Annotated in this window: 12 protein-coding genes; 5 read left to right on the top strand and 7 right to left on the bottom strand. The window is 66.0% G+C overall.

Features of this window, described 5'->3' with window-relative positions; translation table 11 throughout:
• The first annotated feature begins 19 nt into the window (after positions 1–19).
• The gene (locus QW845_RS21440) at positions 20–1,042 is read left to right on the top strand and encodes a hypothetical protein (RefSeq protein WP_315803536.1); all 1,023 of its coding nucleotides are present in this window, start codon (positions 20–22) and stop codon (positions 1,040–1,042) included.
• A gap of 223 nt (positions 1,043–1,265) precedes the next feature.
• Here QW845_RS21440 and ahcY read toward each other — a convergent pair whose 3' ends face one another.
• The 3 genes from ahcY to QW845_RS21455 form a co-directional block, all read right to left on the bottom strand.
• Positions 1,266–2,678: an adenosylhomocysteinase gene (gene ahcY, locus QW845_RS21445; protein ID WP_315803537.1), complete on the bottom strand. Its 1,413-nt coding sequence runs from the start codon at positions 2,676–2,678 to the stop codon at positions 1,266–1,268.
• A 227-nt stretch (positions 2,679–2,905) separates the two neighbouring features.
• Positions 2,906–4,102 (bottom strand): methionine adenosyltransferase, encoded by a 1,197-nt coding sequence (metK, locus tag QW845_RS21450; protein WP_315803538.1) that lies wholly within the window; start codon positions 4,100–4,102, stop codon positions 2,906–2,908.
• A 99-nt stretch (positions 4,103–4,201) separates the two neighbouring features.
• The gene (locus QW845_RS21455; protein WP_315803539.1) at positions 4,202–5,551 is read right to left on the bottom strand and encodes a hypothetical protein; all 1,350 of its coding nucleotides are present in this window, start codon (positions 5,549–5,551) and stop codon (positions 4,202–4,204) included.
• 154 nt (positions 5,552–5,705) lie between these two features.
• Between QW845_RS21455 and QW845_RS21460 the strand changes: the two genes are divergently transcribed.
• The 4 genes from QW845_RS21460 (at position 5,706) to QW845_RS21475 (ending at position 9,896) form a co-directional block, all read left to right on the top strand.
• On the top strand, positions 5,706–7,373 hold the full coding sequence (locus QW845_RS21460; protein ID WP_315803540.1) for a caspase family protein: 1,668 nt from the start codon (positions 5,706–5,708) through the stop codon (positions 7,371–7,373).
• Between the two features lie 181 nt (positions 7,374–7,554).
• The gene (locus QW845_RS21465) at positions 7,555–7,932 is read left to right on the top strand and encodes a DUF2147 domain-containing protein (protein WP_315803541.1); all 378 of its coding nucleotides are present in this window, start codon (positions 7,555–7,557) and stop codon (positions 7,930–7,932) included.
• 57 nt (positions 7,933–7,989) lie between these two features.
• Positions 7,990–8,682: an SGNH/GDSL hydrolase family protein gene (locus tag QW845_RS21470; RefSeq protein ID WP_315803542.1), complete on the top strand. Its 693-nt coding sequence runs from the start codon at positions 7,990–7,992 to the stop codon at positions 8,680–8,682.
• Between the two features lie 83 nt (positions 8,683–8,765).
• Positions 8,766–9,896 (top strand): acyltransferase, encoded by a 1,131-nt coding sequence (locus QW845_RS21475; RefSeq protein WP_315803543.1) that lies wholly within the window; start codon positions 8,766–8,768, stop codon positions 9,894–9,896.
• Positions 9,897–9,952: 56 nt separating this feature from the next.
• Here the strand turns inward: QW845_RS21475 and QW845_RS21480 are convergent, their stop codons facing one another.
• From QW845_RS21480 to QW845_RS21495, 4 genes are all read right to left on the bottom strand, one after another.
• Entirely contained in the window at positions 9,953–11,071 is a 1,119-nt protein-coding gene (locus tag QW845_RS21480) for a cobalamin-independent methionine synthase II family protein (protein WP_315803544.1), read from the bottom strand.
• A 440-nt stretch (positions 11,072–11,511) separates the two neighbouring features.
• Positions 11,512–12,228, bottom strand: coding sequence for an ABC transporter ATP-binding protein (locus tag QW845_RS21485; protein WP_315803545.1), 717 nt, complete (start codon positions 12,226–12,228; stop codon positions 11,512–11,514).
• Positions 12,228–12,974, bottom strand: coding sequence for an ABC transporter ATP-binding protein (locus tag QW845_RS21490; protein WP_315803546.1), 747 nt, complete (start codon positions 12,972–12,974; stop codon positions 12,228–12,230). Before QW845_RS21490 ends, QW845_RS21485 begins: the two co-directional genes overlap by 1 nt.
• Positions 12,971–14,008: a branched-chain amino acid ABC transporter permease gene (locus tag QW845_RS21495; protein ID WP_315803547.1), complete on the bottom strand. Its 1,038-nt coding sequence runs from the start codon at positions 14,006–14,008 to the stop codon at positions 12,971–12,973. Before QW845_RS21495 ends, QW845_RS21490 begins: the two co-directional genes overlap by 4 nt.
• Between the last annotated feature and the right edge of the window lie 2 nt (positions 14,009–14,010).

Consider the following 14,010-nt stretch of genomic DNA (forward strand, 5'->3'; position numbering starts at 1 on the left):
CGGATTTTGGGGAGACCGGATGATGAGCTCGCAGCAGCTTCTGACGCGTGCGTTGTGTCGGTCCGTTGTCCTGGTAGCTTGTGCGGCGGCTTGGCCCGCGGCTGCCGCCGAGATCGAGGCGGCGACGCCGCCCATCGTCGCGGAGCCGATCGCGACGTCGCCGCAGCCGACCGCAGCCGAGCCTGCGCTGACGACCGCGTCGATCACCCCATCGGCCGTCCTGCCCGCGGACGAACAGGCCGCGCCCGACGCGGCAACCGAACCGCCCCGGCCCACCGTCGCCAGCGCCGACCGCATCGAGATCCTCGACGAGTGCCCCGACATCGATGCCTGCATCGACCGCTATCTGTTCGCGCTGTATGAGCGCGCGCCGAAGCTCGACAAGATCCGGGAGACCGAGCGCCGCGTCGTCACGGTCAAGCGCAAGGGCCGCATGGTGAAGGTGACGCGCGCGTTCACCAAGCTCGTCGACAATGACTTCACCTGGAAGGATCCGAAGGCGGCCGACCGCGTCGGCCGCAGCATGATGGAGTATGTGATCGGCGGCATGGACCGCGGCTTCAAGCTGAAGCTGTTTCATACCCTGCACGCCGCCGAGGCCGCGGGTCTCGCGCCGGGCATCACCAGCGGATTCCGCGACGATTATCGGCAGGAGATCGCGAGCGGGCTGAAGGCCGCCAGCAACCGCTCCTATCACGGCGGCAGCCTGCGCGGCGGCTACGGCCATGGACTCGCGGCTGACATCGTCAGCGTCAACGGCGCGACGCGCGCGCAGCGCTGGATCGCGACCGAGGCGCTGTGGAAATGGGTCGACGCCAACGGCAAGACGTTCGGCATCGGCCGGCCCTATCTCGACCGCGACCCGCCGCATGTCGGCCCGGTCGACGGCGAGGAATATGCCAAGCATCGCGCGCCAGCCGTGAAGGTGGCGGCAGCGGAGACGAAGAAGCGCAAGCGGATCGCCGCGCGACCGGAGCATCACGCGGCCAAGCGCGCGAAGGCGGTCCGCGCGTCGGCGCTGGCGTCGCGGCGGACGGGGTGATCGTCTCGTTCGCTGCAGGTGGTAGCCGGTCATCGATGTCGTAGAGCGCGCCACTACCTCCGTCATTGCGAGGAGCGAAGCAATCCAGAGTCCCGCCCACGACTCTGGATTGCTTCGCTTCGCTCGCAATGACGGCGCCCCACTGCCGCACCGTCAATGACTCAGGCAAAAGGCCGGGGCAATGCCCCGGCCTTCGTCGTCTCGCCGCGCGTCGCGCCGGAACTCAGTAGCGGTAGTGGTCCGACTTGAATGGGCCTTCCGGCTTGACGCCGATATACGAAGCCTGGTCGGGACGCAGCTTGGTAAGGGTCACGCCGATCTTGGCGAGATGCAGCATCGCCACCTTCTCGTCCAGCGACTTCGGCAGCACGTAGACTTCCTTCTTGTACTTGCCGTCCTTGTTGTTGGCGTAAAGCTCGATCTGCGCCAGGGTCTGGTTGGTGAAGGACGCCGACATCACGAAGGACGGGTGGCCCATCGCATTGCCGAGGTTCACGAGGCGGCCTTCGGACAGCAGGATCATGCGCTTGCCGTCGGGGAAGGTGATCTCGTCGACCTGCGGCTTGATGTTGGTCCACTTCAGGTTCTTCAGCGAGGCGACCTGGATCTCGTTGTCGAAATGGCCGATGTTGCAGACGATGGCGCGATCCTTCATCGCGCGCATGTGCTCGATGGTGATGATGTCCTTGTTGCCGGTGGCGGTCACGAAGATGTCGGCGCGCGGCGCGGCGTCCTCCATCGTGACGACCTCATAGCCCTCCATCGCCGCCTGCAGAGCGCAGATCGGGTCGATCTCGGAGACCATGACGCGGCAGCCGGCCTGGCGCAGCGAGGCGGCCGAGCCCTTGCCGACGTCGCCGAAGCCCGCGACCATCGCGACCTTGCCCGACATCATCACGTCGGTGCCGCGGCGGATGCCGTCGACCAGCGACTCGCGGCAGCCATAGAGGTTGTCGAACTTCGACTTGGTGACGCTGTCGTTGACGTTGATCGCGGGCCACAGCAAGGTGCCGGCCTTCTGCATGTCGTACAGGCGATGCACGCCCGTGGTGGTCTCCTCCGAGACGCCCTTGATCGACTTGGCGATCTCGGCGAAGTAGCCCTTCGGCTTCTCCTTGAGCTGCTTCTTCAGAAGCGCGAAGAACACCTCCTCTTCCTCGGAGGCCGGCTTGTCGAGGAACGCCGCATCGCCGTTCTCGGCGCGCAGGCCGAGATGGACGTACATGGTGGCGTCGCCGCCGTCATCGAGGATCATGTTGGGATGGCCGCCGCCATGCCAGTCGAACAGTTTTGCGGTGTAGTCCCAGTAGTCGACCAGCGTCTCGCCCTTGACGGCGAACACCGGAATGCCGGCGGCGGCGATCGCGGCGGCCGCGTGGTCCTGGGTCGAATAGATGTTGCAGGAGACCCAGCGGATGTCGGCGCCGAGCGCCTTCAGCGTCTCGATCAGGACCGCGGTCTGGATGGTCATGTGCAGCGAGCCTGCGATGCGCGCGCCCTTCAGCGGCTGCTTCGGGCCATACTCCTCGCGCGTCGCCATCAGGCCGGGCATCTCGGTCTCAGCGAGCGAGATCTCCTTGCGGCCGAACTCGGCGAGCGAAATGTCCTTGACGATGTAGTCGTTGAAGGCGGTCATGAGATCATCCTCTGTCTTCGCGCGAACGCGACATTCAGCAAATCGAACAGCAATGGTTCGTCATGCCCGGCCTCGTGCCGGGCATCCACGTCGTCAGTCGTATCAGTCACCTCAACTCAAGACGTGGATGGCCGGGCCTCCGCCTCGCCGAAGCGGCTTCGGCCGCGCAGGCGGGACAAGCCCGGCCATGACGCCTCGAACATTCAGGCGGCAAGCGCCGGCAATGCTTACACCGCGCGCTTGAACGCCTCGGCGAGGTCGGTCTTCTCCCAGGAGAAGCCGCCCTCGTTGTCCGGCGTGCGGCCGAAATGACCGTAGGCCGCGGTGCGCGCGTAGATCGGGCGGTTGAGGTCGAGATGCGAGCGGATGCCGCGCGGGGTGAGGTTCATGACCTCGGCCGCCGCCTTCTCCAGCTTGTCCTCGGAAACCTTACCCGTGCCGTGGGTGTCGATGTAGATCGACAGCGGCCGCGCCACGCCGATCGCGTAAGCGAGCTGCAGCGTGCAGCGATCAGCCAGACCAGCGGCCACGATGTTCTTGGCGAGGTAGCGCGCAGCATAGGCCGCCGAGCGGTCGACCTTGGTCGGATCCTTGCCGGAGAACGCGCCGCCGCCATGCGGAGCCGCGCCGCCATAGGTGTCGACGATGATCTTGCGGCCGGTCAGGCCGGTGTCGCCATCGGGACCGCCGATGAAGAACTTGCCGGTCGGGTTGATGTGCCAGATCGTGTCCTTGGTAATCCAGTCCTTCGGAAGCGCCTCGCGGACGTAGGGCTCGACGCGCTCGCGCACCTGCGCCGAGGTCATGTCCTCGACCAGATGCTGATGCGAGACGACGATCTCGCGCACGCCGACCGGCTTGCCGTTCTCATAGCGCACGGTGACCTGGCTCTTGGAGTCCGGGCCGAGCACCTTTTCGACGCCGGAGTGGCGGGCTTCGGAAATCAGGCGCAGGATCTTGTGGGCGTAGAAGATCGGCGCCGGCATCAGATCGGGCGTTTCGTTGCAGGCGTAGCCGAACATGATGCCCTGGTCGCCGGCGCCCTCTTCCTTGACTTCGCCGGGCTGCAGCGCGTCGACGCCCTGGGCGATGTCGGCCGACTGCGGATGCAGCAGGATCTCGATGTCGCAGGTCTTCCAGTGAAAACCTTCCTGCTCGTAGCCGATGTCCTTGATGGCTTCGCGCACGACGTGCTCGATGTGCTCGTTGGTGACCGAGGCCGGGCCGCGGGTCTCGCCGGCGATCACGACCTTGTTGGTGGTGGCAAGCGTCTCGCAGGCGGCGCGGATCTGCCAGGGGTCGATGCCGGCCTTCGGCCCTTCACGGTAGAACAGGTCGACGATCTCGTCGGAAATACGGTCGCAGACCTTGTCCGGATGGCCCTCGGACACCGACTCCGAGGTGAACAGATAAGACGCGCGCATCAAGCAACCCCTTCTTTGCCGCCCACGGCGGTCATTTGTATTGATCCCAAGTCTCTCGATCCCAAGTCTCTTGATCCCAACTGTCCTGATCCCAGGATGTCAGTCGCGACGCCGCGAGATGACGTAGGACTCGTCGTAGAACCAGAGCCCGTTGTGCTTTCGCAGAACCTCTCTGGCGGCGTCGAGCGCACGAGACGAGTGGGCCACCTCTGTCAGGCGGTCTTCCTCGATCTGCGCGACATACACCGCCGCGTTCCAGGCTGCAAAGGCCGTCGAGGTTCCGATCGCACCGGTGACCTCGTTGGGCAGAGCCTCCATCTCATACCTGAAAATCGAGCGATTGTCCGCATAGGCGTTAAAATTTAAGTCTCGCCCACTGGAGCCCAGCTCGTATTTCACGGCGCGCAATAGCTCATGGCGGCTGACCGAGAAAGGATTTTCTCCGGGCCAGACCGCCTGGATGATGTCCAGGCCGGGATCCTGGCCGTGGGAGTGGATTCCGATCAGCCGACCGCCCGGCTTTAAGGCACGCGCCAGCGGTGCGATGATGCGCTTGGCGCGAAAATTGACCGAGGACCGGGCACGGTAGGGCTGGGAGGCGATGATCAGGTCGAAATTGGCCTCGACCCGTCCGGCCCGCGGGATGATGCCGTCGAGCAGGAAGCGGTGGTCCTCGCGGTACAGCACCAGCGCGATCGGCCGTTCATAGACCGGCATGCCGGTGCGCTGCGAGACGTTGGCGCGCCAGTTCTGCTCCAGAAACGGCTTCAGCGCGGTGATCTGGGCCTCGAAATCCCCGGACGAATCGCCCTGCAGCACGACCTCGTGCCAGACCATCGACGCCGCGACCGAAGGCGACGCCGGCGTCAGCCAGGGCGCCTCGGCATAATTCATGTTGGTGAACACGAACACGCTGGCCGGATGCTCGAACAGCCGGTCCGGCACCTTCTCCAGTGTCAGCCGGACGTCCTCGAGGCTCAGCTCCTTGCCGGCGACGTAGAACGGAATGTGCGGAAAACGGCCGTGCATGGTGCGCAGCACCTTCGACAGCACGGTGCCGTCGCCGACGCCGGCGTCGAACAGCCGCAGCGCCGGCGGCCGCGGATGGATGCTGGCGAGCTCGAGGCCGACACGCTCGGCCACCACCCGCTTCTCGCTGCAGGTGTGCACGAACAGCAGGTATTTCTGGCGGTTCTCGAAGAAGCGGAAATTGCTCTTGGGATCGCGCTTCTCCGGCACGACGTCGAGCCGCGGCGGCGGCAGCGTGCCGGTGGAAGCCGCGATATAGGCCTGGATGCGGTCCAGCGTATCGATGGTGATGCGCTTGCCCTCGCGCAGCCGCTGCACGAGCTTGCCGTCGTTCACGGCCCGGCGGCCGAACGTCGATTCCGCCATGTCCGACTGGCGGCAGAACTCCGTGATCTGGGCGAGCAGCTGGTCGTTCTTCATTCGGTCCGACGGGTGGGAAATGTAAGTGGGCAGCGCGCCCTTGGCCCAACGTCCTAGCACCATCTGCCCACCATTGGAAAGAGCCTGAACCCGGACCCTTCCGGACGCAACAAACCGGATAGGTTCCTGCCTCTCGTCCCCACGGTCCGTGCCGATGCGCCGCTCCCTCCTGCTGCTGATACCGCTGCTGGCTGCCCTCTGGACGTCTCCCGGCCTCGCCCAGTCGAAGTCCCAGCTCGGCCTGATCTGCACCACCGAGACGGCGCCTGCGGACCAGATGATCGCCGCCTGCAACAAGATCATCGCGCTGAAGGTGTTTTCCGGCAGCCAGCTGGCGACGATCTATTTCTGGCGCGCGGTCGGCTGGAACAAGAAGGGCGACTACACCCACGTGATCGCCGATGCCACCGAGGCGCTGCGGCTGGCACCGGCGCAGGCGATCTACAATCTGCGCGGCTCGGCCTACTACGACAAAGGCGAGTACGAGATCGCGATCGCCGACTTCAACGACGCCATCAAGAGCGGCGCGCCGAGCGGCACGCTCTTCCACAACCGCGGCAACGCCTATCGCGGCACCGGCGACTACGCCAAGGCGATCGCCGACTACGACCAGGCGATCAGGCTGATGCCGAAATCCGCGCTGTCCTGGCAGAATCGCGGCATCTCCAAGGAAGCGACGGGCGACCTCGACGGCGCGCTTGGCGACATCAACGAGGCGATCCGGCTCGATCCGGCGCTGGCCTCGCCGCTGATCAACCGCAGTGTGATCTGGCGCGCCAAGGGCCATCTCGACCGCGCCGTCGCCGACGCTTCGGAGGCGGTCCGACTCGCGCAGAATCCGCCGGCCAACGTGATGACGCCGCCGGGCAGCGTCGTCATCGCTGCCCATGTGCATCGTGCGCTGGCCTATGAGGCCAAGGGCGAGTTCGACGCGGCCAAGGCGGATTACGCCGCGGCGCTGACGCCGACCGCATCCGATGCCGGCAGCAAGGCCAACCAGGCCACCGCCAGGGTGCGTCTGTCGCTGCTGTCGGAGGCGGTGGTGCGCCCCCAGCCGCGGCCGGAATCCACGGCCCCCTCCTCGGCCGCAGCGGCGCCGACGGGGCAGCGCATGGCGCTGGTCATCGGCAACGGGGCCTACGCTCACGTGCAGCCACTGCCCAATCCGCCGCGCGATGCGCGAGCAATCGCCAGGAGCCTGCGCGACATCGGCTTCACGGTGACTGAGGGCATCGATCTCGACCGCGCGGCGATGCAGGCCAAGACGCGCGACTTCCTGCGCGAGGCGACGCGGGCGCAGGTGGCCGTCGTGTTCTATGCCGGCCACGGCGTGCAGATCGACGGCCGCAACTATCTCCTGCCCACCGACATCGCACCGTCCGCGGGCAGCGATGTGGTCACGGCAATGGTCGACATGGACCAGATCCTGGCCGGGCTCGACGACCAGGTCCGCACCAACATCCTGATCCTCGATGCCTGCCGCAACAATCCGTTCGCGCCGCCGGAGACGGCAAGCGCCGGACCCGGCCGGGGTCTCAGCGCCACCGGGCTGGCCGCACCATCGTCGCTCGGTGCTGGCGCGACGTCCGGGGCCGGCACGCTGATCGCGTTCGCGACCGCGCCGGGCAAGGTCGCGCTCGACGGCGACGGCGACAACAGCCCGTTCTCGGCGGCGCTGACCCGCCACATCGGCACGCCCGGGCTCGAGGTGCAGCAGATGCTGACGCGCGTACGCGCCGAGGTCGTGGCCGGCACCAAGAACCGGCAGGTGCCGTGGTCGAATTCCTCGCTGCTTGGCGAAGTCTATCTGGCGGCGAGATAAACCTGCGGCTGGGCAGGCACTGCCACAGCCCGACCATCACAGCCCGCGAGACAGGTGCGGCACGCCCGAATCCTGATATCCTTTCTGAACAATGGAGACCAAGCGTGTCGCCGTCGGCCCGCCGCATCGCCGACACGATCCGCTAGCAACAAGTTCGTCTCGAAGGATGAGGGAGGCTCGCATGATCGGTCGTTTCGTTGTCGGACTAGGTGTGTCGCTCGCGCTGGCGGCAGGCCCGGCGCTCGCCGACGATGTCAGCGGCGTCTGGCTGCGCGAAAGCGGCGCCTCCAAGGTCAGATTCGCGCCCTGCGGCGGCGCCATCTGCGGCACGCTGGTCTGGATCAAGGAAGGCACGGTTACCCCCGCCAAGGTCGGCCAGCGGCTGTTCTCCGGCATGAAGCCGACCGGACCCAACGCCTGGGCCGGCAGCTACAGCAATCCCGACGACGGCAAGACCTACGATGCCAAGATGACCCTGTCCGGCGGCACGCTGACCACGGCCGGCTGCGCCTTCGGCGGCGTCATCTGCCGTTCCTCGACCTGGACGCGGACGAATTAGAGCTCCGTTTGCGAATTCATACTACGGTCGGGTCACATCAGGGCATCGATCGTCCATATGGCAGCGAAAAAGCAGGCGCGGCTGGGATTCGTGCTGTTTGCGGTGATCACCGCGGCAGCCGCGACGTTCGTGCTGGCACGCCGCTCGGCGACACCGTCCGGCAGCGACCACCGCATGGTCCGCCAGCTCGTCGTCCACTACAATCTGCTGGCTCGCCCCGATGACCCGATCATCGTGCTCGGTGACAGCATCGTCGAGGCGGCGACGCTGCCGGCCAGCGCCTGCGGGCATCCGGTCGTCAACGCCGGTCTCGCCGGCGCCGGGACGCGCAGCGATCTCGCCGGCTGGCTGAAGCCCGCACTCGGGCCGAAACGGCCGTTCGCGATCATCGTCTCGCTCGGCGTGAACGACGCGCTGGCCGCCAAGCCCGACTCCAGCGAGGTCTTCGCTGCGCGCTACGAGGCCCTGCTGCGCGAGCTGTCGAAGCTCACCACGCGCATCTTCATCGCCGAGTTTCCCTCCGTCGAGGCGCGCGGGCCATTCACGCCGGCCATGGAGAAGGCCGCCACGGCGAGCATCACCGGCTATCGCGCCGTGCTGCCGGACCTCGCAAGGCGCACCGGCGCGACCTTCCTGCCCCTGCCGCCGATGGAATCGCCGTTCACGCTCGAAGGCATCCATCTGAATGCCACGGGCTATCGGTCCTGGGACCAGGCGATCCTGCAAGGAACCGAGCTCGCCTGCCGCTGATCCGCAGGCTGCGAAAACATTCCTTCACTTCGCGCCGGCTAGGATTGGGCGCACATCCCGTCGAGACGGTTAACGATCACCGCATGGCCCTGCCTCACACATCGACATCGTCTGGGACTCACAAGCTGCTCGGGCTCGAGCTGCTGCGTTTCATCGCCACGATCTCGGTGCTGTTGTGGCACTATCCGCACTTCGCCTACGTCGCCGACGCGCCGGTCGATCTCGTCCGAAGCGAATTGCCATTCTACCGCGTGCTGTTCCCGTTCTACGAGCTCGGCGAATACGGCGTGGTGATCTTCTGGTGCATCTCCGGGTTCATCTTCTTCTGGAAGTACAGCGCGCTCATCCCGGATGGCGCGGTCGACGGCTGGACCTTCTTCGTCAACCGGCTGTCGCGGCTCTATCCGCTGCATCTCGCAACGCTGCTGCTGGTCGCGGGGCTGCAGGCCCTCTATGTCGCGCAGCACGGCTTCTTCTTCGTCTACCAGAGCAACGATCTCGCTCATTTCGTCGCCCAGCTTTTCATGGCGAGCGACTGGCTGCCGCCGACCGGGGTCAGCTTCAACGGCCCGATCTGGTCGGTCTCGATCGAGGTGCTGGTCTATGCCGCGTTCTTCCTGGCGCTGCGTTTCGTCACCGCATCGCCGCTGTTGAACCTGGCGATGATCCTGGCCGGGATCGCGAGCGGGACGCTGGTCGGAAAATGTTTCGTGTTCTTCTATGCTGGTGGCCTCGCCGCGATGGCGCGGCAGAGCGTTGCCGATGCCCCGTACCGGCCAAAACTGGAGGCGCTCGCCGCCTGCGCCGTCGTCGGCATTCCCTTGGCGCTGCGGGTGTCAGGCATCGCGCTCGCCGAGCGCGCGGCAGCGCTCCTGCTCGTCTACACACCGCTCCTGTTGTTCGTCTGCACAACCCCGCTGACACTGCCCAAGCGTGTCGAAGATCTGCTGCAGGCCGCGGGCAACATGACCTATTCGTGCTACCTGCTGCACTTCCCGATCCAGCTCATGATCGCGCTGGCATTCGCGTCCTGGGGCCAACCGATCCCGTACGGCAGCCAGCTGTTCTGGATCGGCTTCATGGGACTGACCCTGACGGCGGCATATCTCACTTATGCCGGCTTCGAGGCCCCCGCCCAGCGGCTGATCCGCCGCACGCTGCTGCGCAAAAACGAAGCGGGGCGGATTGCTCCGGCCCCGCTCCCGCACCACTGATCAATCATCACAGCGACGCCTGCTGTCGCAGGCGGGCGCTGCATTGATTGCCTGAATTACTTCCCCCAGATCTCCTCGGCGAGCTCGACGCAGAGGCGCAGCTTGGCCCACTGCTCTTCCTCGCTCAGGATGTTGCCTTCCTCGGTGGAGGCGAAGCCGCATTGAGGCGACAGCGCGAGCTGGTCGAGCGGGGCGAACTTCGAGGCCTCTTCCAGGCGGCGCTTGATATCGTCCTTCTTCTCGAGCTCGCCGACCTTCGAGGTGACGAGACCGACGACGACCACCTTGTTGCCCTTGGGCAGGAAGCGCAGCGGCTCGAAGCCGCCGGCGCGCTCGCTGTCATATTCCAGGAAATAGCCGTCGTAGTTGGTGTTGGCGAGCATGGTCTCGGCGACCGGCTCATAGCCGCCCGAGGAGATCCACGTCGAGCGGAAATTGCCGCGACAGACATGGGTGGTGATGGTCATGTCGGCGGGACGCTCGGCAATCGCGTAGTTGATGATGCGCGAATAGATCTGCTGCAGGCCGTCCGGATTGTCGCCGCGCTCGCGCGCCTTCTTCAGCTCGTCCTGCGAGCACAGATAGGCCCACACGGTGTCGTCGAACTGCAGATAGCGGCAGCCGGCGTCGTAGAACGCCTTCACGGCCTTGCGGTAGGTCTTGCCGAGATCCTCGTAGAAGGCGTCGAGATCGGGATAGACGTCCTTGGAGATCGATTTGCGGCCGCCTCGGAAGTGCAGCACGGCCGGCGACGGGATCGTCATCTTCGCCGTCACATGCGCCGTATCGGCGTGCTTCTTCAGGAAGCGGAAATGGTCGAGCATCGGATGATCGGCCGGGAAGTCGAGCTTGCCGATGACGCGCACCGCGTCATGACGGGTCTGCACGCCGGTGAACTGAATACCGGCGTCCGGGTGAAACAGCTCGCAGCCGGTCAGCTTGGCGAGGAAGTCGAAATGCCACCAGGAGCGGCGGAACTCGCCGTCGGTCGCAAGCTTCAGGCCGGTCGAGGCCTGGCGATGCACGACCTTCTCGATCTCCATGTCCTCGATCTTTGCGAGGTCGGCCGCCGAGATCTCGCCCTTCTCGAGCTTGGCGCGGGCTTCCTTGATCTTCTGCGGCCGCAAGAGGCTGCCGACTTCGTCGGCGCGGAATGGGGGCTTGGTGCGTTGCATGTGCTCACTCCTTGGAAGGCGTCGATTCGTTGGATAGGGTTGTTGGACCCGCGATCTGTCCTGGCTGGTCACCTGGGCAAAGCGTGATGGACTGGGTCCATCCCCTACCCCGTATCCGGTCGGTATACAATTCTGTCGAAGAGAGATCGTGGAGAGGCACGGCGCAATCCATGCCAGGTGCGGTGGTCTGGCCAATTCCGACCGCGTTCGATGGGCAATCTTGAGGTGACCCCATCAAATCCGTCTCCAGGCAAAGCGCCCTCGGGATAACGAGGCTCCGGCCGCCAGGCCGTCACAACTGGATTCTGCATACCGATGTTGACGACGGCCGCGCCATACCGCCAGACCTTCCGCGCGACCTCGGTCGATTGCGCGAGCCACGCTGTCCCCGCAACCAATGATGACGCTTCAGCTCGTCGCGTTCAAGCCTATCGATCAGGTCAGTGCGCGGCGGCGCTCGCGACGCCGAGATGCCGCTCCAGGGGCGCCGGATCGGCCTTCAAGGCGCTCGACGGCGCATCGTGCACGATGGTGCCGCGCTCCAGGATCACGACACGGTCGGCCAGCGCCAGCAGCTTCTGCGCGTGCTGCTCGACGATGATGGAGCACAGCCCGCCGGCGCGGCTGATGGTGCCGATCGCAGCCAGCAGCTCCTCGACGATGATCGGCGCGAGGCCTTCGGTCGGCTCATCCAGCAGCAGCACCTTGGGATTGAGCGTCAGCGCGCGGCCGATCGCCAGCATCTGCTGCTCGCCGCCGGAAAGCTGGTTGCCGAAATTGTTGCGCCGCTCCTTGAGCCGCGGAAACATCTGGTAGACGCGCTCGACCGTCCAGGGTCCGGGCTGCGCCACCGCGGTCATGTTCTCCTCCACCGTGAGCGAGCGGAAGATGTTGCGCTCCTGCGGCACCCAGCCGATGCCGGCGCGGGCGCGCTGGTCGGCGCGAAGAGCCGTGATGTCGGTGCCGGCCAACGCGAGCTTGCCGGAGAAGCGGCGGGTGACTCCGACGATGGAGTTGATCAGCGTGGTCTTGCCGGTGCCGTTGCGGCCAAGCAGCGCCAGCACCTGCCCCTCGGGCAGCTTCAGCGACATGTCCGGCAGCACGACCGCCTGGCCGTAGCCGGCGCGCAGGTTCTCGATTGTCAGCAGATCGGTCATCACGCGGCCTCGCCGAGATAGACGGCCTTGACCTGCGGATCGCGCGCGACCTCGTCGGGCGCGCCCTCGACCAGCAGCGCGCCGGAGACGAGAACCGAGATGCGGTCGGCGAAGGAGAAGACGAGATCCATGTCGTGCTCGATCAAGAGCACCGTCACGTCGCGCGGCAGCGCCGCGACGGCGGCGAGAATATCCTTGCGCTCGCCCTCGGGCACGCCGGCGGCGGGCTCGTCGAGGAGCAGAACGCGCGGGCGCGCGGCGATCGCGACCGCGATCTCCAGCAGGCGCTGCTTGCCATAGGGCAAGGTCGAGGTGCGATCGTTCATCACGTCGAGTAGCCGGAAGCGTTCCAAGGTCTCGGCGATCTCGGCATTGATGTCGTCGCGCGTGCCCATGCGCCGCCACCAGTTGCCGCCGCCGCCGAGTCGCTCGGAGACCGCGAGCCCGATCGTCTCCAGCGGCGTGAGGTCCGGATAGAGCTGGTTGATCTGGAAGGTGCGCGACAGGCCGCGCAGCACGCGCTTGTGCACGGGCAGGTCGGTGATGTCCTGGCCTTCGAGCAGGATGCGCCCCGCGCTCGGCTCCAGCACGCCGGTGAGCTGATTGATGACTGTGGTCTTGCCGGCGCCGTTCGGACCGATCAGCGCATGGCGCGCGCCCGGCGCGATCTGCAGCGACAGATTGCGGGTGACATGGAGGCCGCCGAAATGCTTGTCGAGGCCGCGGGTTTCCAATGCGTAGGTCATGGCGCCTCGTTATCGGTGAGGGCCACCGCGGCCTTGCGGCCGGCGATCTGCCGAAGGATGAGATTGGGCAGCCACAGCGCATAGGCGTGGATGCGATGGCGGCCGACCAGAACGATGACGACGAGCACGAGGCCGATCCAGAACATCCAGTATTGCGGCGTGATCCACTGGAACAGCTCCTGCAGCATCCGGAACACGGCGGCGCCGATCAGCCCGCCATAGAGATAGCCGGATCCGCCGATGACCAGCATCAGCACGAGGTCGGCGGAGCGCTCGAACGAGAACACGTCGAGCGAGGCCAGCGCCGTGGTCTGGGTGAACAGCGCCCCGGCAATGCCGGCGTAGAACGCGCCGACGGTGTAGATCGCGATCAGGCGCTTGTTGACGGGAATGCCGACGGCGGCGGCGCGCAACGGATTGTTCTTGATCGCGCGCAGCGACAGACCGAAGGGGGAATGCACGATCGTCCGCGCCAGCAGGAACAGCACGAACAGCACCGCGAGCGCATAGAAGAACCCGGTCTTGCCGAACATGTCGAAGGCGAACACGCCGAAGATCGGCTGGATGTCGATGCCCTGGAGACCGTCGGTACCGCCGGTGATGTTGGAGAAGCGCTCCGCCAGCGCCTCCATCAACAGCGCGATGCCGAGCGTCACCATCAGCCGCGTCAGGTCGACGCCGCGGATGACCAGGAAGCTGGTGGCGAAGCCAAGCACGGTGGCGGCGAGGCCGGCCACGATCAGCGCCAGCACCGGCTCGTTGATGATGCCGTGCACCGAGAGCAGGCCCGCGCAATAGGCGCCGACGCCGAAGAAGGCGGCGTGGCCGAGCGAGACGATGCCGGCATAGCCGAGGATCAGGTCGAGCGACAGCGCGAACAGCGCCAGCCGCAGGATCTCGGTCATGATCAGGTAGCGCGAGGGAAACGCCAGTCCGACCGCCAGCACGACGATCCAGAAGGCGAACTCGCTCCAGTGCCAGCGGCCGTGCTGCCTGGCGTGAAATCCGACCTCGGTTTGTGCGTTCGTGGTCATGC

Origin of the sequence: Bradyrhizobium sp. SZCCHNS3002, assembly GCF_032377435.1 — a bacterium.
Lineage (GTDB): Bacteria > Pseudomonadota > Alphaproteobacteria > Rhizobiales > Xanthobacteraceae > Bradyrhizobium.

Coding starts and splice junctions, on each gene's coding strand:
- QW845_RS21440 (WP_315803536.1), top strand. CDS start 20: ATGATGAGCTCGCAGCAGCTTCTGACGCGTGCGTTGTGTCGGTCCGTT.
- ahcY (WP_315803537.1), bottom strand. CDS start 2,678: ATGACCGCCTTCAACGACTACATCGTCAAGGACATTTCGCTCGCCGAG.
- metK (WP_315803538.1), bottom strand. CDS start 4,102: ATGCGCGCGTCTTATCTGTTCACCTCGGAGTCGGTGTCCGAGGGCCAT.
- QW845_RS21455 (WP_315803539.1), bottom strand. CDS start 5,551: ATGAAGAACGACCAGCTGCTCGCCCAGATCACGGAGTTCTGCCGCCAG.
- QW845_RS21460 (WP_315803540.1), top strand. CDS start 5,706: ATGCGCCGCTCCCTCCTGCTGCTGATACCGCTGCTGGCTGCCCTCTGG.
- QW845_RS21465 (WP_315803541.1), top strand. CDS start 7,555: ATGATCGGTCGTTTCGTTGTCGGACTAGGTGTGTCGCTCGCGCTGGCG.
- QW845_RS21470 (WP_315803542.1), top strand. CDS start 7,990: ATGGCAGCGAAAAAGCAGGCGCGGCTGGGATTCGTGCTGTTTGCGGTG.
- QW845_RS21475 (WP_315803543.1), top strand. CDS start 8,766: ATGGCCCTGCCTCACACATCGACATCGTCTGGGACTCACAAGCTGCTC.
- QW845_RS21480 (WP_315803544.1), bottom strand. CDS start 11,071: ATGCAACGCACCAAGCCCCCATTCCGCGCCGACGAAGTCGGCAGCCTC.
- QW845_RS21485 (WP_315803545.1), bottom strand. CDS start 12,228: ATGACCGATCTGCTGACAATCGAGAACCTGCGCGCCGGCTACGGCCAG.
- QW845_RS21490 (WP_315803546.1), bottom strand. CDS start 12,974: ATGACCTACGCATTGGAAACCCGCGGCCTCGACAAGCATTTCGGCGGC.
- QW845_RS21495 (WP_315803547.1), bottom strand. CDS start 14,008: ATGACCACGAACGCACAAACCGAGGTCGGATTTCACGCCAGGCAGCAC.